Genomic DNA, 23,800 nt, shown 5'->3' with positions numbered 1-23,800 from the left:
ACACCCGGTCCACCAGACAGGACCTGGCGACCTGACTGCATGAACCGACCAGCACAGCACCCACCCACCATTGTCGCTCTCGGAATCTCCCGCGGTAGGCCAGGGCCCAGGACGCGTTCCCTCCTCGGGCGGCTGCCCGACCGGCCGCCGGTGATCCGCCGACGGCCGGTCGGGATTCTGCTGTCCGAGGCGGAGCCGGCAGGCGCCGCGGTGAAGCCGATGAGGGCTGCGGCTGAGCCGGCAGGCGCCGCGGCGGATCAGTCGCGCCCGAAGATCCGCTTGCTGGAGCCGAGGCGCAGGAAGACCGTCTCGCCGGTGGCGTCGGCCAGGCCGTCGTTGTCCGTCACGGCGTACACCTGGCCGTCGCCGCCCACGGCCAGCCCTTCGAGCTTCTCCTGGGTCCAGCCGTTCGTCGCCCGCAGGTCCGGCAGCACGTCGTGGGCGAGCTTCTTGGGCAGGACCTGCAGCGGGCCCGAGAGGGCGGCGGACTTCGGCAGGTCGACCGTGTACACCCGCTTGACCGCGGCGGACGGGCCGTTGAGCTTGTCCCGTTCGATCAGGGCGAGTTTGTCACCGACCACGGTGATCTCGGAGAGGCCGATCCAGTCGCCCGGGGTGTCGGTGGTGCCGATCCGGTAGCCGTACCAACTCCAGGTTCCCGCTCGGACGTCGTACCGGCCGAGCCGGACGACGCCGGCCGGGTCGCCCTTGACCTCACGTTGCAGCGTGGCCCAGACCACCTCGCGGCCGTTGCGGTCGGTGGTGGCGGTGACCCCTTCGAAGCCCTGCTTCGCCAGACCCGCGGCGACGTCCGCAGGGAGCGTGACGACCTGCCGGGTCACTCCGTCGCGGTCCAGCCTGACCAGCTTGTTGCCGTCGCCCGTCGCACCCTCCACGGCGAGCCAGAACCCGCCCTGGGGACGGGCGACGATGCCCTCGGCGTCGTAGCCGACCGGCCGGCCCTCGGCGTCCTTGACGGTGAGCGCCCGGGTGATGACCGCCGGCTGGTGCGAGGTGTCGACGGTCATGATTCTGGTGACGGAGTACGCCGCGTCGGTGACGGTGTACAGCTCGTGCGGCCTGCCGGGTACGGCGGACAGCGCGCCGAGCGCGCCCCAGCCGATCGGCGCGCCGGCGGAGTCCGGGGCCGACACGATGCTCGGGAACGCGGGGGTGTCCTCGCCCAGTTGGAACAGGCTCACCGAGGATCGCACGTTCACCGAGGCGTCGTCCTCCTCGCTGGAGACCACGAGGAGGTCGCGCGACGGGATCGGCAGCAGCCCCTCGGGGCCGTTGGTGGTGGGCAGCACCTGGCGGAAGACGGGGGTGGTGGGCCGGCTCAGGTCGTAGACGGCGACGAAGTTGCTGCGCTCCGAGCCGACGAAGGCGTAGCGCACACCGTGGAAGGTGGCGACCACCACGCCCTCCGGCTCGGTGCCCTTCTTGCCCGCGCGGTCCTCGTTGTGGAGGCCGTGACGGACGGCGAGCCGTTCGAAGCTGTTGCCCGCGTCCCAGGCGACCGTGCCGGTCCGGCTGTCGAAGACGGACCAGCCGCGCGTGCCGCCCTTCCAGTCGCCCTCGTTGGCCGTCGCCAGGTATCGGTCGTCGATCCAGCTGAGGGCGTCGGGCTCGCGCCGCACGTCGGTGATCGAGCCGGTCTGGTCGATCACACCGTCCTTGACTGTGTCGATGCCGTGCACCGTGTCCGTACCGGCACTGAAAGCCTTGGTGATCCTGCCCGTCGGCAGGTCCACCAGGACAATGCCGTTGTTCTCCTGCAGGGTCACGGCGAGTTGGTTGCGGCTGTTGACGGAGACGTACTCCGGCTCCGGGTCGGTGGGTTCGACGATCCCTGCGTCGGCCAGTACGGGGAGCGCCGTGCCGTCGGGCCGGGTCAGCGGTACGGCCCGGGTGCGCCAGTGCTGGGGCGAGTCGCCCTTGAGGTCGACGATCTGCACGAAGCCGGCCGGAGCCTGGGGGAGGTCGCCCTTCTCGCCTCCGGGCGGGGTGGCCTCCTCGTCGCGCTCGTTCTCGATCGCGACGGCGGCGTACCGCTTGTCCTTGGTGAGGGCGATGGAGTCCGGCTGGCCGCCCAGGTCGAAGCTGGTGACCCGCTTGCGGTCGCGCAGCGATATGACGTCGAGGCGTCCGGACGGGTCGGAGTGGTCGGCGCTGGTGTTCACCACGACCAGGACGTACTGGCCGACCACGGAGACGGAGGTCGGCTCGTCCTCGGCGTCTCCGAGTTCGGCCAGCGACAGAGTGCCGAGCCCGCGCGGCTTGCTCGGCTCACTGATGTCGAGGAAGCCGATCCGACGTGCCGGCGCGTCGGTGTAGACCAGGGTCCGGCCGTCCTCACTGGCCGCCGAGATCTCGGCGACGGTCGGGGACGCCGGGTCCTCACCGGCCGGCCGGTTCTGGAAGACCGGGTAGGTGGCGGTGCGGTCGAAGGCGAGCGGCCGCCGCGGCTCCTGGTGTGCGCTCGCCACGCCGGGGTCAGCCAGCATGCCGACGGCGACCGCTACGGCTCCGAGCGCGGCGTAGGTTCTCTTCGGGGGCATCGTTTCTCCGTTGCACGACAGTGACGGAGCGAGATCGTCCCTCCTGCGGGCGAGCGTGAAGCAGCGTCCGGATGAACAGCCGACAAAGCTCGACGACGAGCGCCGGGGGGCCGTCGGCCTTCCGGCCGCGGTGGGTTCCCGGGCCCAGGCGGCAGTGTCGGAAGTCGTCGCCGCCTCTTGCCCCGATTCGCCTGCTCAGAACGCGAGTTCGGTCCTGCCCCGGGCGGCCGCGAGGGCCCCTGCGGAAAGTTGCCTCGTGCCGGTCAGGGGCGTGATACGAAGAACGGCATGCCAGACATCACACCACCTGTCACGAACAAAGGGTCGGCCTGGGCGACGCAGGAGCCTCTGGACCTGGACGACGAGGGTGAACGCCACGCGTCGAACGAGGAGTTGGCGCGCGAGGTCGCTGCGATACTTCGCATCGACCGGGAGCGGGCAACGTTCATAGTGGCCGAGTCCGAGCGCCTCTACGTGAACCGGATGCGCGAGAGGTTCTCGAAGCTGAAGGTTTCCGAGCGGCTCAAGCGCACCAATCCGTTCCTGCTGCGGATCCGTGGTGCGGAAACCGTTCGCGACTGGGCGAAACTTCAGGTGGAGAGCGCCTTGTATGCCTCGGAGGAGGAGGCCGTCGGTCATCTCCTTGAGGCCATCATCAAGGTCTGCTTCCCAGGGGCGTCAGAGCCGGCGCTCCCGGATGATTTCGACTTCGAAAAAATAGAATCAGGCGAGCTGATTCATGGATACCAGGTCAAAATGAGCTGGGACTGCATGCCCATGAGCTCGCGGAAGAACCTTTCCCACACCATCGTCAAGGTGAGAGAGCAGTACGAGGCGCAAGGAAAGTCCTTCGTCGGCTACTTCGCTCCGTGCTACGGGCGAGCCACGACAACCAAGCCGCCCGGGCAGGAGTACATCACGCTGGCCAGTAAGGAGTTCTGGGAGCGTGTGGGGAACGGCGAGACCGACTATGACGTACGGGTCGGTGAAGTCTGCGCCCTGCTGTGTTCAGAGTTCAGAGCCGAAGTCATCGACACTCTGGTCCCGGACCTTTTGCGGCGGCTTACACATGCGGCGCAGCCCGAGATCGGGGATCGCGACGGGCGGATCGACTACGCAAAGCTGTTCCGCAGGGTGAACAGGTAGACCGGAGCCGCTGACGGTATCGCCTCCCGTCCCCACCGGAGAGGCGCTACCGCCCTTCGACTACCGCCCTTCGACTACGCGGCGGGCACGGGAGCGGTCGCGTCCAGGGTCGCTCTCACGTGCGCGCCGATGGCTTCGGCCAACAGAACAGGAACGGCGTTTCCCACCAGCTTGTACTGCTCCCGTCCCGGACCGTGAAACGTCCACTCGTCGGGAAACGTCTGGATTCTGGCGCACTCCCGCACGGTGAGCGGCCTGTCCTCCACCGGATGGCAAAGAGAAGTACTTGCGTTGTGCGGCTCGGTGAGAATGGTGGGGGACGGGGATTTGAACGACAGCCGGCGCCAGTATCCGGATCGGCCGCCCTTGGCATAGAAGGCGCGCCCCATGGATTCCTTCTGAATTTCCTCCGGCAGGCTCCTCCAGTTGCCCCCCTCTGGAATCATGCGCAGATACTTCAGCTTGCGTTCGCTGAACTTGGCGCAGTACGAATCGTCATCGACCAAGCCGTCGAGCGCTTCACCGATGGTGCGCCAGGGGTTCAGGAACAGGCTGGAATCCTTTGCGTGAGTGGGCTCAGGGAAGGACACCGGTGTGCCGTCCCGGTATCCGAGCAAGAAAACACGCTGCCGGGCCTGAGGCACGCCGTAGTCGGCCGAGTTGAACTCGCGATACTTGAGACTGTACCCAAGCTTTTCCAACTGGGCGCAGAGTTCACGGAGGAGCGATCCATGCAGATCGTCGATGATCTTTCCGTTGTTGTTGTACGGAAGCTGCCGCCACTTGATGGAGGCGGAGAGCAGACCCTTGACGTTTTCCATGAGGAACGCCTTGGGTTGCAACTCTTCGACCAGACGCACGAACTCGAAGACGAGCGGCCCTTTTTCGTGGTCGTCCAACCCGAGACGCTTACCGGCCGTGCTGAAGCTCTGGCAGGGCGGGCCACCGGCGAGCAGATCCACTTGCCCTGCGGACAAACCGCTTGATTTCCAGATCTGTTCTGCGGAGAGATTCCTGATATCCCCGTCATAATAGGGAAGTTCAGGGCGATTGGCGCGAACCGTGGTAACGGCGGCGGGCATGCTGTCCGCCGCGAATCGGATAGCGAATCCGGCCTGCTCCAGGCCGAGATCCAGGCCCATCCCGCCCGAGAAGACCGATACGCAATTCGGTGCACCCATTGCTTGAAAGCCACTCCTGACGTTTCTTCATTCTGCGCTTGTCGCGGCAACCCCGGACTTTCACCGATGCACCGGGCTGCATTCTACACCCCTTCGACCTGGTCACAGATATCGGTTTCGGCATAATCTCTGCCTGGACGGTCGAGTTATGCACAGGACAGGCAGTTCTTCATTCGAAGCCACTGCGGCGACGCACAGTCCTTACGTTTCCCCACCGGAACTGACGGGGCCGGATCACGCGGCCGGATCACGCGCCCCGGCGGCCACGTGCGCGCACGCTCGCCTCGCGGTCGGGGCGTTCACGGCAAAGGTGGTTCGGCGACCGGCCGTTGGTCCGCTCCCGGGGCGCAGTCGGCGCAGGGGCGATCACCGGGGCGGGCCGGGAGAAGTGCGCGCGCCTGAAGCGCCCTGCGCGACTGCCGCCGCAAAAGCGACGGCGTCCGCCACTCCATGAGGGGCACCGTCAGCCCCGCCCGGCCTCACCTTCGCAGGCCGAACAGGCACAACAGGCACAACGGATGAGAGGGGCCGAAATCCGTTCGGCCGTGCCCGCCTCGACCGGAGATCCGTTGCCCGACGTCTCTCGGACGAAGGGGCTACCGTGTGCCGCCGCGCGTTCCTATCCTGTTTTTTCGAGTGCGTGCGTCACACCATGCGTCAGGTGAAGATGGCGTGCGCAGAGGGGGAGAGTTGGCGAACAATCCGCATGCAGGCGATGTGGTCGGCGACCGCTATCGATTGACTCGGCAGTTGGGGGCAGGTGGATTCGGCCAGGTCTGGGCGGCACATGATCCTGTTCTGGGTGTCGATGTCGCCGTGAAAAGGGTTTCGATCGCGGTTCCGGTATCCGACGAGGAACGCGCGGGCATGCTGGCCCGGGCCACAAGAGAGTCACGCAACGCCGCACGTCTGCGGGATCATCCCGGCATTGTGACGGTGTACGACGTCATTTCCTGGGACGGCGCCCCGGGAATCGTCATGCAGCTCGTGAAGGGGCGTTCGCTCGCCGAGGAGTTGGCCGCCCGGGGCGCCATGCCTGTGCCCAGGGTTCGCGATATGGCCAAGGCGCTGCTGAAGGCCCTTGACGCAGCGCACCGCGAGGGCATTGTGCACCGTGATGTGAAGCCGGCCAATGTCATGGTCGCCGAGAACGGCGCGTTTCTGCTGACGGATTTCGGTATCGCGCTGGGTGGCACCGAACCCAAGCTCACCCGCACCAGTGCCGTCATCGGGTCGCCCGGCTATATGGCGCCCGAGCGCTGGCGCGGGCTGGAGTGCGATGGGCGAGCCGACCTGTTCTCACTGGGAGTGACGCTCTACGAAGCCGTGGAAGGCGTCTCCCCGTATCCCGCCGACAACCCGACAGCCACGCTGACCGAGGCGCCGCGCCCGATGCGGAAGTCCGGCCACCTGGCCTCTGTCATTTCGGGACTTCTGGAGAAGGACCCTGCGCGACGTATCACGATCGCCGTGGCGTTGCGACGCACGGAACCGGGTGCGGTATCCACAGCGACATCGACATCCGCCTCCCCATCCGCAGACGCAGACGCAGCCCCAGCCCCAGCCCCAGCCCCAGCCCCAGCTCCAACTCCAACTCCAACTACCGTGCGTATCGACCGCTCCTCTGTACCCGCTACGCGCATCGAAACCGCCTATGGCCCGGCCATCTCGAACAGCCCGGTACGTTTCACGACCAACAGGGCGCGGGCTGCTCTGAGGTCGATCGTTCAGTTCGGGATCGCCGGCGGAATCGGTCTCGGCGCCCTGCTCGCCATCGTCGCGTTCAAAGCCGCAGTCTCGCATGACGACCCGCTGGTTCCCGGTGCGTCCTGGGTGGTCAACGGCTTGGCCGGACTGGGCGCAGGAGTGCTGTTCGGAGCGCCTTTGGGCGGTCTGGTGGGACTGATCGTGGGCCTGCGCATCGAGTTGGATGTCGTGACCATCGACGAGGAGGCGCTCAGCATCAGACACAGGACCCTGCGGACAACCGCGGGGAAGAGGACGCTGAGTTCCGAGAGCTCGACTCTCAGGATCAGATGGGCCACGCTCCGGCGCGTGGCGATCGACCGGGCGTGGAACGGGGATCCGACGATCTCTGTCTGGTTCCGCACAGGGCATGAGCCGGTCGACAAGTGGCTCAAGAAGAATCACGTGAAGGCACACGGCAAGGGCGGCGGGTACTGCGTCTACGCCCACAACTGGGACACTCCGCAGGCCGTGCATCCTGAGCGGCTGCGCGGCGCGATACAACGCTTCGCCGGCGAGTTGTACGACGACCCCGACTTCGTACCGGAACCGTGAACCCGAATCGCCCCGCAGAGCGCGCACGTGTCGGACGGGAGCCACCGTTCTCCCGACACGCGTCTGATGACCTGGGGGAATTGCGCATGACACCGTCTCACCACGACGACGCCTCTGTGCACACGGGAGGCGCCACTGCGTAGGCAGGGGACCGGAGGAGGGACATGCTCTCGCGCCACCGTTTCGATCCTGAGCTGGCTGCCGCTCTCCCGATGATGCCGGAGGTGGACATCACCGACGTGGGCGCCGCACGGGCCGCGCAGGCAGAGCAGTTGGCCGCGGCGGTCGCGGCGGCGGACACCACGGGGGTGGACGTCGGAGAGATCTCCGTTCCCGGACCGGACGGCGCTCCGGAGGTGGTGCTGCGGATCTACCGCCCGCAGGGGATCAGGGGCCCGCTGCCCGCCGTCTACGGCATCCATGGCGGAGGTTTCGTCCTGGGCTCACCGGACGTCGACCACGAATGGAACCTGCTCCTCTGCCGGGAACTGGCGGCGGTCGTGGTCTGCGCCGACTACCGGCTGGCCCCCGAACATCCCTTTCCCGCACCGTTGGAGGACTGCTACGCCGGACTGCTCCGGCTCGCGCGGAACGCCGGCCGGCTGGGCGTCCGGGCCGATCGGATCGCCGTGTGGGGGGACAGCGCCGGCGCGGGTCTGGCCGCCGCGCTGACGCTGCTCGCCCGTGACCGGGGCGGGCCCGCGATCTGTTTCCAGCACCTGTGCAGCCCGGCGCTCGACGACCGGCTGGAGACCCCGAGCGCGCGGCTGTTCACGGACACTCCGGTGTGGAACCGGCGCAACGCCCTCCTCAGCTGGGACGCGTATCTGGGCCACGGGGTGCGTGGCACCGACGCCGTCTCCCCGTACGCCGCCCCCGCCCGCGCGGGAGTGGCCGCGCTGTCAGGGCTGCCTCCCGCGTATGTGTCGGTGATGGAGTTCGACCCCCTGCGGGACGAGGGGCTCGACTACGCCCGCGCGCTGAGAGCGGCCGGCGTCCCTACCCGGCTGCGTCTGATCCCCGGCACCTTTCACGGCGCCTGGGCCGTGGAACACGCCGCCGTCATACGGCACGCGACCGCCGAGGCGGTCGGGGTGCTGCGCGCGGCACTGGGGTCGTGAGCCGGTGAACGCTCATCCGCCGCCGTTCCCACCGCCGCCCCGCTCGACGTCGCCGTCGGCCCCCTCGGCCCCCTCGGCCCCCTCGGCGTCCTCGGCCCCCTCGGCGCCTTTCGCCAGGCGCAGTGCGTACAGCGTGAGATGGGCCCTGAACCGGTCCTGCGGGTCACGCAGTCGCCAGCCGAGGTCCCGCTCGACGTGTGCCAGGCGCGCGGCCACCGAGCTGTGGTGCAGGTGGAGTTCCGCCGCCGCCTGGCGCAGCGAGCCCGTGCGGCAGAACGCGGCCAGCGCCGTCAGGAGGTCGTCGCCCTGCCCGGCGCGCTCTGCCCGCTCACCGCACGCCAGCTTCCCCAGTTTCCGTACGTCCGCCTGGTCGCGCAGGCGCTCCACCGGGATGTCCGCCAGCAGCGCGACCGGGCCGAGCTCGTCATGGTCGGCCACCGCTTCCTGCGCGGGCCCGGCCACCGCGAACCGCAAGGCCGAACGTGCCTGTGCCCAGGAGGTCCTGGCGTCCAGCGGGTCGGTGCCGCCGCCGACGCCCACCCGTAATCCGTGGCCGGCGGACGCCCCGCGCTCACGGGCACGTTCGTACAGGGCGGTCCGCAGCTCCGCGGTCGTCGATGCCGTGGCGTCCGGGGAGCCGCCGCGCACGGGGTCGGGTCCGGGCCCGTCCGGGCGCTGCACCAGCGCCACACCCGACGGGCCGACCCGCGCCACCCGGACGGTGCCCCGCACAGCGCCGCGCCCCAGCAGTGCCACCGTCTCCATCCCCACGTCCGCCCCGGGCCGGGCGGCCACCGCGACGACCCGCAGCGGTACCCCGGGGGTCAGGCCCAGCAGCCGCAGCGCGTGCATCCGGTCCGGGGCGTCCTCCCGCCCGGACACCACGCGTTCGACGAGCGCCGGATCGGCGGCCCGGGGCACCCGGGGCTGCCAGGGCCGGCCCGCCAGCACCCGTGCGGTGATGGCCATCCACTCCAGGACGAGTTCGTCGAACGGCCCGGGTGCACCGGGCCGTTCCAGCCATACGTGTCCGGCCGGCTGGAGGTCCACCCGGCCGGACACCTGCGCGGGCGTGCCCGGCAGCGACGCACCGTCCGGCCCGAACCGCGCCGCACGGCCGTCGGGCAGCTCCAGCCCCGCCGCGCATCCGGCCAGCCCGGCGGTGGACCGCGCCAGGGTCGCCGGTTCGGGCCCGCCGCCGAGCAGCGCCTCGAAGTGGGCGATCACGCGCACGGCGGTGGCGGCGTCCGCGTCCAGCGCCGACAGCCGCAGCAGCAGTCCCTTCACGGCACCCAGTCTAGGGAGGACATGAACATGACCAACAGATCCCCGCACCCGCCGAGCGGTGCGAGACGGACGAGACGATCGACGCGCGCTCTGCTGACAGCGCTCCTGGGAGGTGTTCTTCCCCTGCTGTCGGCGCTGCTCCTCACCCTCGCGCCCCCGGCGTCCGCCGCCACCCTGACGGAGGTGACCGGCTTCGGCGACAACCCGAGCGGTCTGCGGATGCACCTGTACGTGCCGGACAGCGTGCGGGAGCGACCGCCCGTGCTCGTGGCGGTGCACTACTGCACGGGCTCGGGCCCGGCCTTCTACGCGGGCACGGAGTTCGCCTCGCTCGCCGACCGGTACGGGTTCATCGTCGTCTACCCCTCGGCGACCAGGAGCGGAAACTGCTTCGACGTCTCCTCGCCGCAGGCCCTCAGCCGCGACGGGGGAAGCGATCCGGTGGGCATCAGGTCCATGGTCGGCTACGTCCAGCAGCACTTCGACGCCGATCCCGGCCGGGTCTACGTCACCGGCGCCTCCTCGGGCGCCATGATGACCAACGTCCTGCTGGGCAACTACCCCGATGTGTTCCAGGCGGGCGCGGCCTTCATGGGCGTACCGCACTCCTGCTTCGCCACCACCGACGGATCGGGCTGGAACAGCGCCTGTGCGAACGGCACCGTCGACAGGACGCCGCAGGAGTGGGGCGCACTGGTCCGTGCCGCGTATCCCGGTTACAGCGGCACCCGGCCCAGGATGCAGCTCTGGCACGGCACCGAGGACAGCACCCTGCGCTATCCGAACCTCGCCGAGGAGATCGACCAGTGGACCGATGTCCACGGCGTGAGCCGGACGCCCGCGTCCACCGACAGCCCGCAGTCCGACTGGACACGCACCCGCTACGGCGGCAGCGGCAACCAGGCACCCGTGGAGGCCATCAGCGTCCAGGGCGCCGGCCACACCCTGCCGACCGCCGGCATGGCGGCACGCGCGATCACGTTCTTCGGCCTGGACGACACCACGGTTCCGCCGACGGACCCCGAGCCGGAACCGGGTACCTGCCGGGTCGGCTACACGACCAGCGCCTGGAACACCGGCCTGACCGCGACGATCACCGTCACCAACACCGGCAGCGCACCGATCGGTGACTGGTCGCTCGGCTTCACCCTGCCGAGCGGGCAGACCATCACCTCCGGCTGGGGCGCGAACTACAGCCCGAGCAGCGGCGCGGTGACCGCCGGGAGCCTGCCGTACAACTCCACGATCGCCCCGGGAGCCGCCGTCCAGATCGGCTTCCAGGCGAGCCACACCGGGAACACCGGCCAACCGGACTCGTTCACGCTGAACGGGACCGCCTGCTCCACCGCCTGAGGACGGCCCGGCGCCCCAACCCCTGGGGCGCCGCGGCCCCGGGTCAGGAATCAGGAGCCAGGAACAGAGGCCGGGGGCCGTGCCCAGCAGCGGCGACCAGCGGCAGCAACCAACGGCCGTGCCCAGCAGCAGCGACCAGCGGCAGCAACCAACGGCCGTGCCCAGCAGCAACCAGGACAGGCAAGGGCCCAGGGGGAGTCCGTGCGGCGCCCGCGAGGACACCTCCGCGGTTCCGGGAGGACATCTCACGGTTCCCCGAGGGGACCGGCCTGTTCTGAATATTCACCACATGTCCGCAGGTGGCGAGGGTGGCCGCCGCACCCTGGATGTGAATGTTCCGCACCGAAGCGCAACTGGCGTGTCGGTCTTGACATTTACCAGCCGAGCCGATGGTAAGATCATCTTACTTCCAGTGGGCTGATGGCATATGGGGGCATTCCAGGAGGAATGAATTCCTCGGCCCCACGTTCGGAGGGGCCTTCCCTGCGTGACGCGCCGCGACTCGACGAGTCGTGACTGTCCGGCACATGAGGAAGTGTCAAGCCGTTTCCATAGCCGTGGCACTTGAAGTGAGTCTCATGACATTTGCACAGGGCCCGCTGTTCTGGGCACTGGTTGTCGTAGCACTAGTCGCTGTCGGTGCCGTCCTGCGGGCTCGCAAGACCAACATCGGACTGCGCAGACAGAACGCTCAACTCCGTGGTGAACGTGATGCGCTGCAGCGGCAGCGGGATGAATTCCACGTCGCGCACACCAGTTTGCTGCACCGTCAGACCGCCGAGCTCACCGAGGTGCGCAAGGACGCCGAGGAGGAGACCAAGGCGGTCCTCAAGGCGGCGGTCCGCACCCTTCAGGGGCTCGCGGACGAGCAGCAGGTGGTCATCGAGAAGGCCCAGCAGAAGTACGGCGACGACCCCAACATGCTCGCCGACCTGATGGCCATCGACCACGCCAACAGCCAGTTCGGGCGCCGCGCGCAGGGCATCGCGGTGCTCTGCGGCGGCTGGCTCGGACGCAGGGAGACGGTCGCCTCCGTCTTCGACGTGGCCCGCAGCGCCCAGGGCCGTATCCGGCAGTTCGACCGGGTCCGGGTCAACGGACAGGTCAACTTCTCCGTCGTCAGCAAGGCCGTGGAGCCGGTGGCGGTGGTCCTCGCCGAGCTGCTGGCCAACGCCACCAACTACTCCGCCCCCGGCGCCCCGGTGGAGATCAACATCCAGGCCGTGCCCAAGGGTGTCTGTCTCATCGTCGACGACGCGGGGCTCGGCATGGGCCAGGAGGAGAAGGACCGCGCGGCGGCCCTCCTCGCGCCCCAGGCCGCGATCAGCGTCTCCAGCCTGGGCATTCCCCCCCAGTTCGGGTTCGCCGTCTCCGGTGTACTGGCCGCCCGCTACGGGTTCAAGGTCTCGGTGGACTCCGTATCCCCCTATGGAGGCGTACGAGCGGTGGTTCTCCTGCCCGACGAGCTTCTCACCGGCGAGGCACCCGCGCCGCAAGCAATGCCGGCGGCCTCCTCGATGGCCGGTGGCCACGAGGCGGACGTGTCGGCGCTCCCCCGCCGCCAGGCACCCGCGCCGCAGGCTCCGACTCCCCTGTTCCCCCCGGCCGCGTATCCGGCCGCTGCCCCCCAGCCGACGGGGGCATTCACCACCGCCGGTGGCCTGCCCAAGCGTCGTCGCAAGAGCCCGGTGTCGGTGGTGCCGTCGACCGAGCCCGGGCCGGTGCGCAGCAACGAGGAGACCGCCTCCCGCCTGGGCGCGTTCCAGCGCGGAACACGGTCCGGGCGTGACACGACGACGACGGAAGGACCCGAGATCCAGTGAACCCCGATCTGTCCTGGGTACTCAACGATGTGCTCCAGGTGCCCGGCGCGCGGCACGCGATCCTCGTCTCCGCCGACGGTCTGCTGCTGGCCAACTCCAGCGAGATCGGCCGGGACGACGCGGAGACCGTGGCGGCGGCCATGAGTTCCATGCAGTCGCTGAGCCGGGCGGTCGCGCCCTTCATCGGAACCCAGGTGCCCGGCCGGTGGCACCAGACGCTCCTTGAGTACGAGCACGGCTGGATCTTCCTGATCGCCGCCGGTACCGGCGCCTACCTGGCGGCGGCCGCGGCGGCCGAAGTCGACATGGAGGCCATGTCCTTCCGTATGCAGCAACAGGTCACCGCGCTGGGGAAGGCCATGACGACGCCTCCCCGCCAGAACGCAGGAAGCGACGCATGACGATGCCGGGGGATGAGCAGGCGGTCAGCAGCGGGTTCGTCCGGTCCTACGTCATCACCGGGGGGCGCGGTCTGCCCGATGCCGAGGCCCTGTCCCTCGTCACTCTGGTCTCCATCGCGCCCGACCGGCACCTGCCGCCGAACCCCAGCCCCGAGGTCCGGGCGATCTGGGAGCTGTGTTCCGGCGGCTATCTGTCGGTGGCCGAGGTCGCGGGCCATCTGGAGCTGCCCGTGGGAGTGGCACGGCTGCTGCTGAACGATTTAGCGGAACAGGGCCATCTGATACGCCGCAAGGCGCCGCCGCCGGCTCAGCTCGTTGACAGGAAGATCCTCGAAGAGGTGTTGCATGGACTCCATGTCCGGTTCGGCTGAGAACATCTATGTGCCGGACGCGGTGCAGCGTGCGGCGAAGATCCTCGTCGTCGGACACTTCGCCGTGGGCAAGACGACGCTCATCGGCACCCTCTCCGAGATCACCCCGCTGCGCACCGAGGAGAGGATGACGCAGGCCAGTGCGCACATCGACGATCTGCGGGGCGCGCCCGACAAGGTGACGACGACGGTCGCGCTGGACTTCGGCCGTCTGACCCTCAGCGACGAACTGGTGCTGTACCTGTTCGGAACGCCGGGCCAGCAGCGCTTCGTCGAACTGTGGGAGGACATGGCGCGCGGCTCGCTCGGCGCGCTGCTCCTCGTCGACCCGGCCCGTCTCGCCGACACCTTCCCGGTGATCGACCTCGTGGAGACCTACGGGCTGGAGTACGCGGTCGCGGTCAACAGCTTCGACCCGCACTCCCAGCATGCCGAGGACGAACTGCGCGAGGCACTCGACCTGCTGCCGGACACCCCGGTCGTGTACTGCGACGCCCGGGACGAGAAGTCGTCCGCGCAGGCCCTGATCCTCCTGGTACAGCACCTTCTCGCACGGGTGGCCTGACCCCTGCTCCGTACGCCGTCCGCAGGCGCGGGGGTCCGAGCCCCGTTCGCCGTCCACCGTCCGGGCCCCGCGGGGCCCGCGCTCACATCGAGGTATCACACATGGACTCTCAGCCGGGAGCCACCCCGTACAGCGCCCCCACCGGGTGCCCGATGCACGGGGAGCGCCAGACGTCGCTCTACGGGCCGGAGTTCGCGTCCGATCCACAGCGTGTGTACGACGAGTTCCGGGCGCACGGGCTCGCCGCTCCGATCGAGCTGGCCCCCGGTGTGGACGCCACCCTGATCGTGCAGCACGAGGCCGCGCTCCGGGTCCTGCAGAATCCCTCCTACTTCGCCCGTGACTCGCGGCGGTGGGCGGCGCTGCGGGAGGGCCGCGTACCGCTCGACAGCCCGGTGCTGCCCATGATGGCGTACCGGCCCAACTGCCTGTTCACGGACGGCACCGAGCATCTGCGCCTGCGCAAGGCGGTCACCGAGAGTCTCGGCCGCCTCAACACCACCCGGCTCAGCCGGGACGTCGAGCGCATCGCCGACTACCTCATCGACCAGTTCATCGAGCGCGGCAGCGCCGACCTGCTGGGCGACTACGCCAAGCTTCTGCCGCTGCTGCTGTTCAACCAGCTCTTCGGCTGCCCCGGTGACATCGGCGACCGGCTGACCCGCAGCATGTCCGCCATCTTCGACGGCCAGGACGTGCTACGGGCCAACGCCGAACTGACCGAGTGCCTGATGGAGCTCGTCGCGCTCAAGCGGCGCCAGCCCGGTGAGGACATCACCTCCTGGCTGATCCAGCACCCGGCGGGCCTGCGGGACGAGGAGCTCAAGGACCAGCTCGTCATGCTGATGGGCGCGGGCGTCGAACCGGAACGCAACCTCATCGCCAACGCGCTGCTCCTGCTGCTGTCCGACGAGACCGCGGGCTCGCAGCGGCGGGGTACGGGGATGCTGGTCGAGGACGCCCTCGACGACGTGCTGTGGAACAACCCGCCGATCGCCAACTACGCGACGCACTACCCGGTCCAGGACGTCGACCTGGGCGGCGTGACGCTGAAGGCGGACACCCCCGTACTGATCAGTTTCGCCGCCGCGAACAGCGACCCCGCGCTCACCGATGCCCGCCAGACCCTGAGCAAGGGCGCCCATCTGGCCTGGGGCGCCGGCCCGCACGTCTGCCCGGCGAAGTCCCCCGCCCAGCTCATCGCCCTCACCGCGATCGAGAAGATCCTCAACTCGGTGCCGGACCTCACCCTCGCCGTGCCGGCCTCGGCGGTCGCCTGGCGGCCCGGCCCGTTCCACCGGGCACTGGCCTCCCTGCCGGTCCGGTTCAGCCCGGCCGCGGCCCGCCATGCGGCGACGGCCGCGCAGTCGCCCGTCCCGTCCCGGGCCGCCGCTCCCGAGGAGGTTCCGGCCGCCCGCTACGAAGCCGCGGAGTCGCAGAAGAAGACGAAGGGCTGGTGGAGTTCCTTCCTGGACGTCTTCCGCATGTGACGGACGTCCGACGACATGAAATCGGGCCACTTGGTGACATAACGAATCGTCATGGGCGCCTGCTACAACAGAAGATGATCGCCTGACAAGCGGTCAGCCTGGCATGTGCCTGTGACACGGGCAACAAAGATCGAAGCTTGGCGGCCGTATGCGGAGGGGTAGGTTCTGGTCGTAACCATGAGCCCAGGGCAAGGAACTCTGCGTGAGCGCTATATGTGGCACCGACCGGCCCACCACCGTTGACCGCCGCGCCCTCATCGCCCTCCTGAGACGGCTCAAATCACCGGAGGGGCAGGCTGATCCCTACGGCCTGCTGGCCGAGCTGAGATCCTTGGGTGATGTCGTACGCGCTCCCTGGAACGCGTACTTCGTCACCGGCTACGACGCGTGCAGCGAGGTGCTGCGCGGCCGCAACTGGCTGGCACCCGACTTCGCCTGGCAGGAACGCCAGGCGGACACCGAGCGCTGGGACGCGATCGCCACGCGGGAGATGACCAAGACGCTCTCGCGCCTCAACGCGCCGGAGCACACCTGCCAGCGCCGCAGCCTCGGCAACCTCTTCGACCGCTCCACCATCCAGCGGCTGACCCCGCAGGTCGAGGAGGACGTCACCCGCCTGCTCGACGAGCTGGCCGGGAAGCTGCGCCAGGGCGAGGCCGACCTCGTCAGCACGGTCAGCGAGCAGCTCCCGATCACCACGGTCGGCTCCTGGCTGGGGATACCGCCCGAGGACTACCCGCACATCCTGGAGATCACCCACAACCAGGTGCATGCCCAGGAGTTGCTGCCCACCAAGAGCCAGCTCGCCGTGTCCGCCGAGGCGACCGTGCGTCTACGCGCGTATTTCACCGATCTGGTGAAGCAGCGCCGGGCGAACCCTGGCAACGATGTCCTGACCGGGTGGATACACACCTGGGACGCGATGGAGCCCGACCGCGAGACGGCGGACGAGATCCTCTACCGTCTCACCATGTTCGTCACCATCGCCTCGCTGGAGACCACCGCGACGCTGCTGTCGACCATGGTGGGGCTGCTGCTGAGGGAGCCCGGCCGGTGGGCGTGGCTCGCGGAGCACCCGGGACACATCGACGCCGCCGTCGACGAGGTCCTCCGCTACGACCCGCCGATCCACATCAACACCAGGATCGCCGCCGACGACACGGTGCTGGCGGGTGTGCCGATCGCGAAGGACAGCATGGTCCACGTCATGTACGGGGCCGCCAACCACGACCCCCGGCGCAACCAGGACCCGGACACCTTCGACATCGAGCGCTCCGGCACCCACCTCACCTTCGGGGGCGGGGTGCACTACTGCCTGGGCGCGGCCCTCGCCCGCCTCGAAGCGCGAACGCTCCTCACCCAGCTCCTGAAACGTTTCCCCACCCTGCGCGCCGTCACACCGCCCGTCTACGCGTCCCGGCTGGTCTTCCGGCGTGTGACCTCGATGAGTGTGGCGATATGAAGCTCTCGCTCCCCGACTACCTCTCCCCGAACCGGCGGTCCGGCACGGTACGCACCGTGCGCGAGGGCCCCGTGCTGCGCGTGGAGCTGAACCGCCCCGACAGCGGCAACGCGGTCACCGAGGCGATGCTGGACGATCTGCTGAAGGTCCTGGCCGTACCGGACCCCGACGTCCGGGTGCTGGTGCTCAGCGGCGCCGGGGACGACTTCTCCCTGGGCGGGGACCGGAACGAGTTCGCCGACTGGCTCGACGAGGACCCCACCGGGCGGGGCATCCGGATCGCGGGCGACAAGGCCCGCCGCGTCTGTGAGGCGCTCTCCACCAGCCAGGCCGTCACGATCGCCAGGGTCCAGGGCAAGGCGATCGGCGCGGGCCTGGCCCTGGCCCTCGCCTGCGATCTGCGCGTCGGCGCCGACACCTCCGGTTTCCGGCTGCCGGAACTGGCGCTCGGGCTGCCCACGGCCTGGGGCGGCGTGCTCCCGCGCCTGATCCATGAGGTCGGCGCCGCGCGGGCACGCGAACTCGTCCTGACCGGGCGCGCCTTCGACGCGGCGGAGGCGTACGAACTGTCCATCCTCCAGCGGGTGGTGCCCGAGGACGAGCTCGACGCCGCCGTCACCGCGTGGACCAAGCCCATCGTGCGCCGGCCCGAGGCCGCCCTGCGGGTCACGAAGGCGCTGTTCAACGCGTACGCCGCCCCGACGCGGCTGGCCGATCCGTCGGTCCTGGACGCGGAGTTGATGGCCACGGTCGCGGCCGCGACCCGCCGGCCCCGCGACGCCCGGGGGACGGGAGCGGGGGCCGTACCGGCGCGCTGAGCCCGCTCACACGCGCCGGCCCCGGGCCCGCGCCGGTCTGCGCACCCGTCGGTCCACTCACACGCCGTTCGACCGGTGGGGCGGGCCGCCCGGTTCGACACCGGCGTCATCGGCCCCGCTTCCGGCGAGCGGTCGGGTGGTCGGCTGACTAGCGTGAGGAGCGGGACCACCCGCCGAGCGCGAAGGAGCCGGAGCCATGGCCGTACAACCGGAGGGCACACCGTGCTGGGCCGACGCGATGTTCCCGGACCTCGACAGAGCGAAGAGCTTCTACGGTGACGTGCTGGGCTGGACGTTCGGCGAGTCCGCGTCCGAGTTCGGCGACTACACACAGGCGTACGCCGACGGCAGGGCGGTCGCCGCCGTCGTTCCCCCGATGCCCGGACAGGAGGGACCGTCGGCCTGGTGCCTGTACCTCGCCTCACCGGACGCCGCCGCCACCGCGGTGAAGATCCGCGAGAACGGCGGCGAGACGCTGATGGATCCCATGCGGGTCGGCGATTTCGGCACGATGCTGCTGGCCCGCGACCCCAGCGGTGTCGTCTTCGGCGTCTGGCAGGCGGGCAGCCACGAGGGTTTCGAGGCACAGGGCGTGCCCGGTGCGTTCTGCTGGGCCGAGGTCTTCACCCGCGAGCCGGAGAAGTCGGATGCGTTCTTCCCTGCAGTCTTCCCGTACAGCATGGTGAAGATGGACGACGACGCCATCGACTTCAGGATGTTCAACCTCGGTGACAGGACGGTCATGGGGCGGATGAGGATGGGTGACGAGTTCCCGCCCGAAGTACCGCCGCACATGAATGTGTACTTCACCGTCGCCGACTGCGACGCGGCCGTGGCGAAGGCCACCGAGCGCGGCGCGATCCTGCGGTTCGGCCCGATGACGATCCCGTTCGGCCGCTTCGCCGCGCTGACGGACCCGCAGGGTGCGGCGTTCTCCGTGATCGACGTCAGCACGACGGGCGGCGAGCTGCCCGCGACGTCCGCGGTGTCCTGAGCCGGTCGGCGCCCCTCACACCCCCCACCGTTCCAGCAGGACGGGGAGGTCGGCGAAGGAGTCGATCACATGGTCCGGGGTGCCGTCGGCCGCCCGGTGCGTCTCGGGGAGGTACTTGCCGGTCCTGACGAGGACGCCGGTGAGCCCGGCGCGCTGGGCCGCCAGCACGTCCGACTCGATGTCGTCCCCCACCATCAGGGCCTCGGACGCGCTGCTGCCGAGGTGCGCCAGGGCCGCGGCGAAGAACGACCCGGCGGGCTTGCCGGTGATCTCCGCCTCGACGCGGGCGGCGCGCTCCAGGCCCAGGAGGAAGGCTCCGGTGTCGAGATCGAGCCCGGCGGCCGTGCGCCAGTACATGTTCCGGTGCATGGCGACGAGCCGGGCGCCGCGCCGCACATGGTGGAAGGCGCGGTTGAGCGCCGCGTAGGTGAAAGCGTCCCCGGCACCGCCGAGGACCACGACATCCGGCGCCCCGGCACGGTCCGCCGCACCGGCTTCCTCCCCGCCGTCGCCCTCGCCCCGGTCCCGGTCCCGGGGCCCGCCCTCGTCCCCGCGGACGCCCGCGGCGTCGCTGCCACCCTCGGCCTCGTACTCGACCTCGTACTCGACCTCGTCGACGAGGGTCACGCCCGTCAGATCGTCCCGGACGTCACCGGTGTTGATCAGCAGGCAGCGGGCTCCGGGGTGGTGTTCCCGCAGGTGGGCGGCGGTGACGGCGGGGGCGGTGAGAATGTCGTCGGCCGTGACGGGAAACCCCTCGCCGACCAGCTTCCCGGCGATCGAGGCGCGGGTGCGGGAGGTGGTATTGGTGACCAGGACCAGCGGGAGACCCGCCGCGCGCAGTCGCCGCACAGCCGCCACCGTGCCGGGCAGCGCCTTCCAGGACACCGTGAGCACACCGTCGATGTCGATCAGGACCGCTCCGATTCGTTCCATGCGACCGACCCTGCCCGAGTTGCGCCGCCGCCGCACTTGGGGTTGTTTCGAAGGGGGAGGCGGGTGGGCGCGCGCCCGTGTGATCCCCGCTCTCTCCCCGGTCTGGGGGTGAACCACCGTGCTGTTCGCCGACCGCGTGGACGCGGGACAGCAGCTGGCCGAGGCGCTCCGTCACCTGGAGCGGGAGAACCCCGTCGTGCTGGGCCTGCCCCGCGGCGGAGTCCCGGTGGCCTTCCAGGTGGCGCAGATGATCGGCGCCCAGCTCGATGTGATCGTGGTCCGCAAGCTCGGCGTGCCGCACCATGAGGAAGTCGCGTTCGGTGCCCTCGGCGAGGGCGGCGTGCGCGTCATCAACGAGCACGTCGTGAACTACCTCATGGTCGGGCAGCAGGACCTCGCCGCGGTCGAGCGGGTGGAGGCGGCGGAACTCGTACGCCGGGCGCGCACGTACCGTGCGGGCCGGCCACGGACACCGCTCGAAGGCCGGACCGTGATCGTCGTGGACGACGGCGTCGCGACCGGCGCCACGGCCGAGGCCGCCTGCCAGGTGGTACGGGCCCAGCGGCCGGCCCGGCTGCTGGCGGCCGTGCCGGTGGCGCCACCGGACGCGGTCGAACGGCTGCGGCAGTGCGCGGACGAGGTGGTGTGCCTGTCCACGCCGCGTCTGTTCTACGCCGTCGGCGAGTGGTACCGGGACTTCTCCCAGACCTCCGACGAGGAGGTCGTCTCCCTGCTGACACAGGCCCGGTACAGCGGACACGTGCCACCCGGAACGGACTGAGCGGCCCGGCTCTCCCCCGGTGCCACCCCGTCTCGGCGACGCATGCGGCGGATCTGCGGTAAGTCGTCATGCTCACCGCCTCGTTGGGGCGTCCGGTTCCGTCTCGTGGAGTTCGCCCGACCCGCCTCCCGGCCCGGCACGCCTGTTCAAGGCCGCGGCGATAATCTGGAGTGTGGAGCAGGCAGGAGTCAGGTGCGCGTGGTGACCCGGAATCCCCAGGGGGCCGTCGTCGCGGTGGTGGCGCTCGGCGGTGCGATCGGAGCGTCCGCCCGCTACGGGGCCGCGCTGATCTGGCCCACCGCCCCGGGGGACTTCCCGTGGATGACGCTGATCGTGAACGTCGTCGGCTGCGCGGTGATCGGTGTGTTCATGGTCGTCATCAGCGAGGTGTGGACGGCACACCGGCTGGTACGGCCGTTCTTCGGTACGGGCGTGCTGGGCGGGTTCACCACCTTCTCCACCTACACGGTGGACATCGAGCGCCTGGTCGACGCCGACCGGGCCGGCACCGGCCTGGCCTATCTGGGACTGACCCTGTGCGCGGCCCTGGCAGCGGTGTGGAGCACGGCGTGGGCGACCCGCCGCGTACTGGCACGGAGGCAGGCATGACGGCACCGGACACGGAACGGGCCCTGCGGCTGACGGTCCTCGTCGGCGAGTCCGACGTGTGGCACCACCGGCCCGTGTACACGGAGATCGTGCACCGGGCGCACCGAGCGGGTCTCTCCGGTGCGAGCGTCTTCCGCGGTACCGAGGGCTTCGGCGCCTCCTCGATGATTCACACCCAACGGCTGCTGTCCCTGAGCGAGGACCTGCCCGTGGCCGTGGTCCTCATCGACACCGAGGACAGGATCCGCGCGTTTCTCCCGCACATCGAGGAGCTGGTCCGGGACGGTGCTCTCGCCGTCCTGGACCATTGCGAGATCGTGCGCTTCGGCAGGAACCGGGAGGGGGACCGGTGAACTGGCTGCTCGTGATCATCGGTGCGGCGGTCGGAGCCCCGCTGCGCTACCTCACCGACCGCGCGGTGCAGTCCCGTCACGACACCGTCTTCCCCTGGGGCACCTTCGCCGTCAACGTGGCCGGATCGCTCGTCCTCGGCCTGCTGACCGGCGCGGTGGCTTCCGGCGCCGCCTCCTCCCACCTGCAACTCCTCATCGGAACCGGACTGTGCGGGGCGCTCACCACGTACTCCACCTTCAGCTACGAGACGCTGCGCCTGGCCGAGGACGGCGCGATGTTCTACGCCGCGGCCAACGTCGTCGCGAGCGTGATCGCCGGGCTCGGCGCCGCCTTCGCCGGTGTCGTCGCGGCCAAGGCCCTGTGGGCGTAGGAGCGGAGGCACATCGCCGAGGCCGGTGGGCGCGGAGGCGGAGCACGTCGCCGTCGCCGAGGCCCGGTGGGCGCGGGGGCGGAGGCGAGCGGTCCGGGCGGTCGGCGTCCCCTGCCACCGCAATGCGAGGCGATGGCAGGGGAACGCCGTTGAGGAGGAGCCGTCACCGACGCCGGGCGATTCAACCCGTTGCGCGTCGGCAGCGGTCCGTCAGCCGCGACGCTAGTCACCCGTACGCTCCCCCGCCGCGCACCACGACGGCCGTCCGCCGGGCACCACCCCAATGGCGTGCGGCCGGGCGCACACGGTCCCGGCCCGGAGTCCGCCCCGGAAACCGCGTCGGGTCCGTCATCGCGTGGCCGCTGTCAATCGAGGCGTCCTACGGGACCGGAGCGGGGCTCCGGGTCGCCGGTGGGCGGCAGATCGTCCGCATTCCGCTCCCCACTGATCGGTCGGTCAGTTGATGACGGACTGACCAGCGGTCATAATGGACGCGTAGCCCTTCGCGCATCCCCCGTCGTGAAGGGCTACACCCCTATGCGAATGATGTCCCTTTCATTCGCGCGGACTTCACGGGCAGGGGACTCCCCTCGTGGTCCCCTGTCCGTGTTTTTTCGAGTTAACAGTGACGTAGAGTGTTTACGCAAGCCCGCTCTCATGTAGACCCCATCAATTACCTCCCGCGCCGAGGGCGCCACGTCAGGTTCGTTACAGTACGAGCCCGTTGACCGAAATCGAAGACCGTGGAACACCGGTCGGACGGGGGCGGATACGTGGGGGGCCGGATGGAAATCGGCGAGGAACGCACGCCGGAGCTGCGGACGTTGCAGCAGAAGGTCGAGTACATGGTCGAGAAGACGTTCCCCGGCCAGAAGATCTCGGGGCGGGTCTTCGCCGATCTGGTCAAGGAGCGCGGCGGATCCCTCTCGCACAGCTACTTCTCCAACATCCTTGCCGGGAAGGTCACCCAGCCGTCCGAGGACATCCTCAAGGCGCTCGGACTGGGCTTCGGTGTCGACTGGCGGTTCTTCAAGGAGGAGTCCGAGGTCGTCGACGACGTCGTCGCCGGTCTGCAGTTCCTCGCCAAGCGGCGCACGGGGGAGATCAGCGGCCTGGCCGGGCGCGGCGTCGACGAGGAGGGACTCCCCCCGGAGCTGCTGCAGTTCGCGCTCTCCCTGCTGGAGGACGCCAGGGACCGGCAGAGCACGGCCGGTGCCGACCACGCCCATGGCGAGCCGGAGAAGTAGGGCTCCATGTCCATGCGCGAACTGCGAAAGGAGTGCGAGGCCGGGCTGGCCGACCTGCCCATCCCCGCCCCCTTCTCCATCACCGCGCTGGTGGCCAACATGGAGAAGGCGCGAGGCCGCACCATCGTGCTGCACGAGATGCCCGACCGGCTGGCGCGCGTCAACGCCGCCTGCGGTCTGCGGCTGAAGACCGGCGGGACCAGCTTCGTGCTCTACCGCCGCCGCCCGACCACGTACCAGACCCAGCACGTCATCCTGCACGAGCTGTGCCACGAGTGGTTCGACCACGGCACCTCCCTCGATCCGGAGCAGCTCCGGCGGCTGCTGCCGGTCTTCGACACGTCGCTCATCACCCGGGTCCTCGCCACCGAGACCCCCTCGAAACCGCCCGCAGCCGTCCCCCCACCGGCGGCCGAGACGATCGTGGACGCGCTGCGCTCGGGGGACGGCACCGTGCAGGCGCGGGCGCAGTACGACACACATGACGAGCGCATGGCAGAGTTCGGCGCGTCGCTCATTCCGCGCATGGCGCGGGATGTGACGAGCGACGACATGGTGGGACGCCTGGCCAACTCGCTGTCCCGCCCCGTCGCCTCTCGCCGCCGCGGCCTGTTCCGCCGTACCTGACA

General features: G+C 69.7%; 21 protein-coding genes and 1 pseudogene. 18 read left to right on the top strand and 4 right to left on the bottom strand.

Annotation, left to right across the window (positions count from 1 at the left end; translation table 11 throughout):
- Positions 1–257 precede the first annotated feature (257 nt).
- A complete protein-coding gene (locus ACFVUT_RS13950; RefSeq protein ID WP_389647941.1) occupies positions 258–2,561 on the bottom strand; it encodes an esterase-like activity of phytase family protein in 2,304 nt (767 codons plus the stop codon).
- 288 nt (positions 2,562–2,849) lie between these two features.
- On the opposite strand from ACFVUT_RS13950, the gene ACFVUT_RS13945 reads away from it, so the two are divergent.
- Positions 2,850–3,707, top strand: a complete 858-nt coding sequence (locus ACFVUT_RS13945; RefSeq protein ID WP_389647938.1) for a PmeII family type II restriction endonuclease — start codon at positions 2,850–2,852, stop codon at positions 3,705–3,707.
- Positions 3,708–3,781: 74 nt separating this feature from the next.
- Here the strand turns inward: ACFVUT_RS13945 and ACFVUT_RS13940 are convergent, their stop codons facing one another.
- Complete coding sequence (locus ACFVUT_RS13940) at positions 3,782–4,888, bottom strand: DNA cytosine methyltransferase (protein WP_389647935.1); 1,107 nt, start codon at positions 4,886–4,888, stop codon at positions 3,782–3,784.
- A 690-nt stretch (positions 4,889–5,578) separates the two neighbouring features.
- On the opposite strand from ACFVUT_RS13940, the gene ACFVUT_RS13935 reads away from it, so the two are divergent.
- Positions 5,579–7,189 (top strand): serine/threonine-protein kinase, encoded by a 1,611-nt coding sequence (locus ACFVUT_RS13935; RefSeq protein WP_389647932.1) that lies wholly within the window; start codon positions 5,579–5,581, stop codon positions 7,187–7,189.
- Between the two features lie 164 nt (positions 7,190–7,353).
- The gene (locus tag ACFVUT_RS13930) at positions 7,354–8,310 is read left to right on the top strand and encodes an alpha/beta hydrolase (protein ID WP_389647929.1); all 957 of its coding nucleotides are present in this window, start codon (positions 7,354–7,356) and stop codon (positions 8,308–8,310) included.
- A gap of 12 nt (positions 8,311–8,322) precedes the next feature.
- Here the strand turns inward: ACFVUT_RS13930 and ACFVUT_RS13925 are convergent, their stop codons facing one another.
- Positions 8,323–9,597: a PucR family transcriptional regulator gene (locus ACFVUT_RS13925; RefSeq protein WP_389647926.1), complete on the bottom strand. Its 1,275-nt coding sequence runs from the start codon at positions 9,595–9,597 to the stop codon at positions 8,323–8,325.
- Between the two features lie 27 nt (positions 9,598–9,624).
- On the opposite strand from ACFVUT_RS13925, the gene ACFVUT_RS13920 reads away from it, so the two are divergent.
- From ACFVUT_RS13920 to ACFVUT_RS13880, 9 genes are all read left to right on the top strand, one after another.
- Positions 9,625–10,950, top strand: coding sequence for a PHB depolymerase family esterase (locus ACFVUT_RS13920; RefSeq protein ID WP_389647924.1), 1,326 nt, complete (start codon positions 9,625–9,627; stop codon positions 10,948–10,950).
- A gap of 578 nt (positions 10,951–11,528) precedes the next feature.
- A complete protein-coding gene (locus tag ACFVUT_RS13915; RefSeq protein ID WP_389647921.1) occupies positions 11,529–12,773 on the top strand; it encodes an ATP-binding protein in 1,245 nt (414 codons plus the stop codon).
- On the top strand, positions 12,770–13,174 hold the full coding sequence (locus tag ACFVUT_RS13910) for a roadblock/LC7 domain-containing protein (protein WP_389647918.1): 405 nt from the start codon (positions 12,770–12,772) through the stop codon (positions 13,172–13,174). The genes ACFVUT_RS13915 and ACFVUT_RS13910 overlap by 4 nt, the downstream gene beginning before the upstream one ends.
- On the top strand, positions 13,171–13,545 hold the full coding sequence (locus tag ACFVUT_RS13905; protein WP_389647915.1) for a DUF742 domain-containing protein: 375 nt from the start codon (positions 13,171–13,173) through the stop codon (positions 13,543–13,545). The genes ACFVUT_RS13910 and ACFVUT_RS13905 overlap by 4 nt, the downstream gene beginning before the upstream one ends.
- The gene (locus tag ACFVUT_RS13900) at positions 13,520–14,110 is read left to right on the top strand and encodes an ATP/GTP-binding protein (protein ID WP_389647912.1); all 591 of its coding nucleotides are present in this window, start codon (positions 13,520–13,522) and stop codon (positions 14,108–14,110) included. The genes ACFVUT_RS13905 and ACFVUT_RS13900 overlap by 26 nt, the downstream gene beginning before the upstream one ends.
- Positions 14,111–14,211: 101 nt before the next feature.
- Positions 14,212–15,600: a cytochrome P450 gene (locus ACFVUT_RS13895; protein ID WP_389647909.1), complete on the top strand. Its 1,389-nt coding sequence runs from the start codon at positions 14,212–14,214 to the stop codon at positions 15,598–15,600.
- Between the two features lie 331 nt (positions 15,601–15,931).
- A complete protein-coding gene (locus ACFVUT_RS13890; RefSeq protein ID WP_389648576.1) occupies positions 15,932–17,062 on the top strand; it encodes a cytochrome P450 in 1,131 nt (376 codons plus the stop codon).
- Positions 17,059–17,880 (top strand): enoyl-CoA hydratase/isomerase family protein, encoded by an 822-nt coding sequence (locus tag ACFVUT_RS13885; protein WP_389647907.1) that lies wholly within the window; start codon positions 17,059–17,061, stop codon positions 17,878–17,880. Before ACFVUT_RS13890 ends, ACFVUT_RS13885 begins: the two co-directional genes overlap by 4 nt.
- Positions 17,881–18,076: 196 nt before the next feature.
- Positions 18,077–18,874 (top strand): VOC family protein, encoded by a 798-nt coding sequence (locus ACFVUT_RS13880; RefSeq protein WP_389647904.1) that lies wholly within the window; start codon positions 18,077–18,079, stop codon positions 18,872–18,874.
- Between the two features lie 15 nt (positions 18,875–18,889).
- On the opposite strand, the gene ACFVUT_RS13875 is transcribed toward ACFVUT_RS13880, so the two are convergent.
- Entirely contained in the window at positions 18,890–19,810 is a 921-nt protein-coding gene (locus ACFVUT_RS13875; RefSeq protein WP_389647901.1) for an HAD-IIA family hydrolase, read from the bottom strand.
- A gap of 118 nt (positions 19,811–19,928) precedes the next feature.
- Here ACFVUT_RS13875 and ACFVUT_RS13870 point away from each other — a divergent pair.
- The 6 genes and pseudogenes from ACFVUT_RS13870 to ACFVUT_RS13845 form a co-directional block, all read left to right on the top strand.
- A pseudogene (locus tag ACFVUT_RS13870) lies at positions 19,929–20,555 on the top strand (phosphoribosyltransferase); the annotation flags it as partial.
- A gap of 237 nt (positions 20,556–20,792) precedes the next feature.
- On the top strand, positions 20,793–21,200 hold the full coding sequence (crcB, locus tag ACFVUT_RS13865) for a fluoride efflux transporter CrcB (RefSeq protein WP_389647898.1): 408 nt from the start codon (positions 20,793–20,795) through the stop codon (positions 21,198–21,200).
- On the top strand, positions 21,197–21,553 hold the full coding sequence (locus ACFVUT_RS13860; protein WP_389647895.1) for a DUF190 domain-containing protein: 357 nt from the start codon (positions 21,197–21,199) through the stop codon (positions 21,551–21,553). Before crcB (ACFVUT_RS13865) ends, ACFVUT_RS13860 begins: the two co-directional genes overlap by 4 nt.
- Entirely contained in the window at positions 21,550–21,924 is a 375-nt protein-coding gene (crcB, locus tag ACFVUT_RS13855; RefSeq protein WP_389647892.1) for a fluoride efflux transporter CrcB, read from the top strand. The genes ACFVUT_RS13860 and crcB (ACFVUT_RS13855) overlap by 4 nt, the downstream gene beginning before the upstream one ends.
- A 785-nt stretch (positions 21,925–22,709) precedes the next feature.
- Positions 22,710–23,171 (top strand): hypothetical protein, encoded by a 462-nt coding sequence (locus tag ACFVUT_RS13850; protein ID WP_389647890.1) that lies wholly within the window; start codon positions 22,710–22,712, stop codon positions 23,169–23,171.
- Positions 23,172–23,177: 6 nt separating this feature from the next.
- On the top strand, positions 23,178–23,798 hold the full coding sequence (locus ACFVUT_RS13845; protein WP_389647887.1) for a toxin: 621 nt from the start codon (positions 23,178–23,180) through the stop codon (positions 23,796–23,798).
- The last annotated feature ends 2 nt before the right edge of the window (positions 23,799–23,800 follow it).

It is taken from the genome of Streptomyces sp. NPDC058051 (genome assembly GCF_042885475.1).
Lineage (GTDB): Bacteria > Actinomycetota > Actinomycetes > Streptomycetales > Streptomycetaceae > Streptomyces.
The sequence above is the reverse complement of the archived record's forward strand: the minus strand, read 5'-3'. Positions and strand labels throughout refer to the sequence as shown.

Bases quoted from the DNA above. Each gene is read 5' to 3' on its own strand.
- ACFVUT_RS13845 (WP_389647887.1), top strand. From the start codon at position 23,178: ATGTCCATGCGCGAACTGCGAAAGGAGTGCGAGGCCGGGCTGGCCGAC.
- ACFVUT_RS13885 (WP_389647907.1), top strand. From the start codon at position 17,059: ATGAAGCTCTCGCTCCCCGACTACCTCTCCCCGAACCGGCGGTCCGGC.
- ACFVUT_RS13915 (WP_389647921.1), top strand. From the start codon at position 11,529: ATGACATTTGCACAGGGCCCGCTGTTCTGGGCACTGGTTGTCGTAGCA.
- ACFVUT_RS13860 (WP_389647895.1), top strand. From the start codon at position 21,197: ATGACGGCACCGGACACGGAACGGGCCCTGCGGCTGACGGTCCTCGTC.
- ACFVUT_RS13920 (WP_389647924.1), top strand. From the start codon at position 9,625: ATGACCAACAGATCCCCGCACCCGCCGAGCGGTGCGAGACGGACGAGA.
- ACFVUT_RS13850 (WP_389647890.1), top strand. From the start codon at position 22,710: ATGGAAATCGGCGAGGAACGCACGCCGGAGCTGCGGACGTTGCAGCAG.
- ACFVUT_RS13940 (WP_389647935.1), bottom strand. From the start codon at position 4,888: ATGGGTGCACCGAATTGCGTATCGGTCTTCTCGGGCGGGATGGGCCTG.
- ACFVUT_RS13895 (WP_389647909.1), top strand. From the start codon at position 14,212: ATGGACTCTCAGCCGGGAGCCACCCCGTACAGCGCCCCCACCGGGTGC.
- ACFVUT_RS13875 (WP_389647901.1), bottom strand. From the start codon at position 19,810: ATGGAACGAATCGGAGCGGTCCTGATCGACATCGACGGTGTGCTCACG.
- ACFVUT_RS13950 (WP_389647941.1), bottom strand. From the start codon at position 2,561: ATGCCCCCGAAGAGAACCTACGCCGCGCTCGGAGCCGTAGCGGTCGCC.
- ACFVUT_RS13905 (WP_389647915.1), top strand. From the start codon at position 13,171: ATGACGATGCCGGGGGATGAGCAGGCGGTCAGCAGCGGGTTCGTCCGG.
- ACFVUT_RS13900 (WP_389647912.1), top strand. From the start codon at position 13,520: ATGGACTCCATGTCCGGTTCGGCTGAGAACATCTATGTGCCGGACGCG.
- ACFVUT_RS13880 (WP_389647904.1), top strand. From the start codon at position 18,077: ATGGCCGTACAACCGGAGGGCACACCGTGCTGGGCCGACGCGATGTTC.
- ACFVUT_RS13945 (WP_389647938.1), top strand. From the start codon at position 2,850: ATGCCAGACATCACACCACCTGTCACGAACAAAGGGTCGGCCTGGGCG.
- ACFVUT_RS13930 (WP_389647929.1), top strand. From the start codon at position 7,354: ATGCTCTCGCGCCACCGTTTCGATCCTGAGCTGGCTGCCGCTCTCCCG.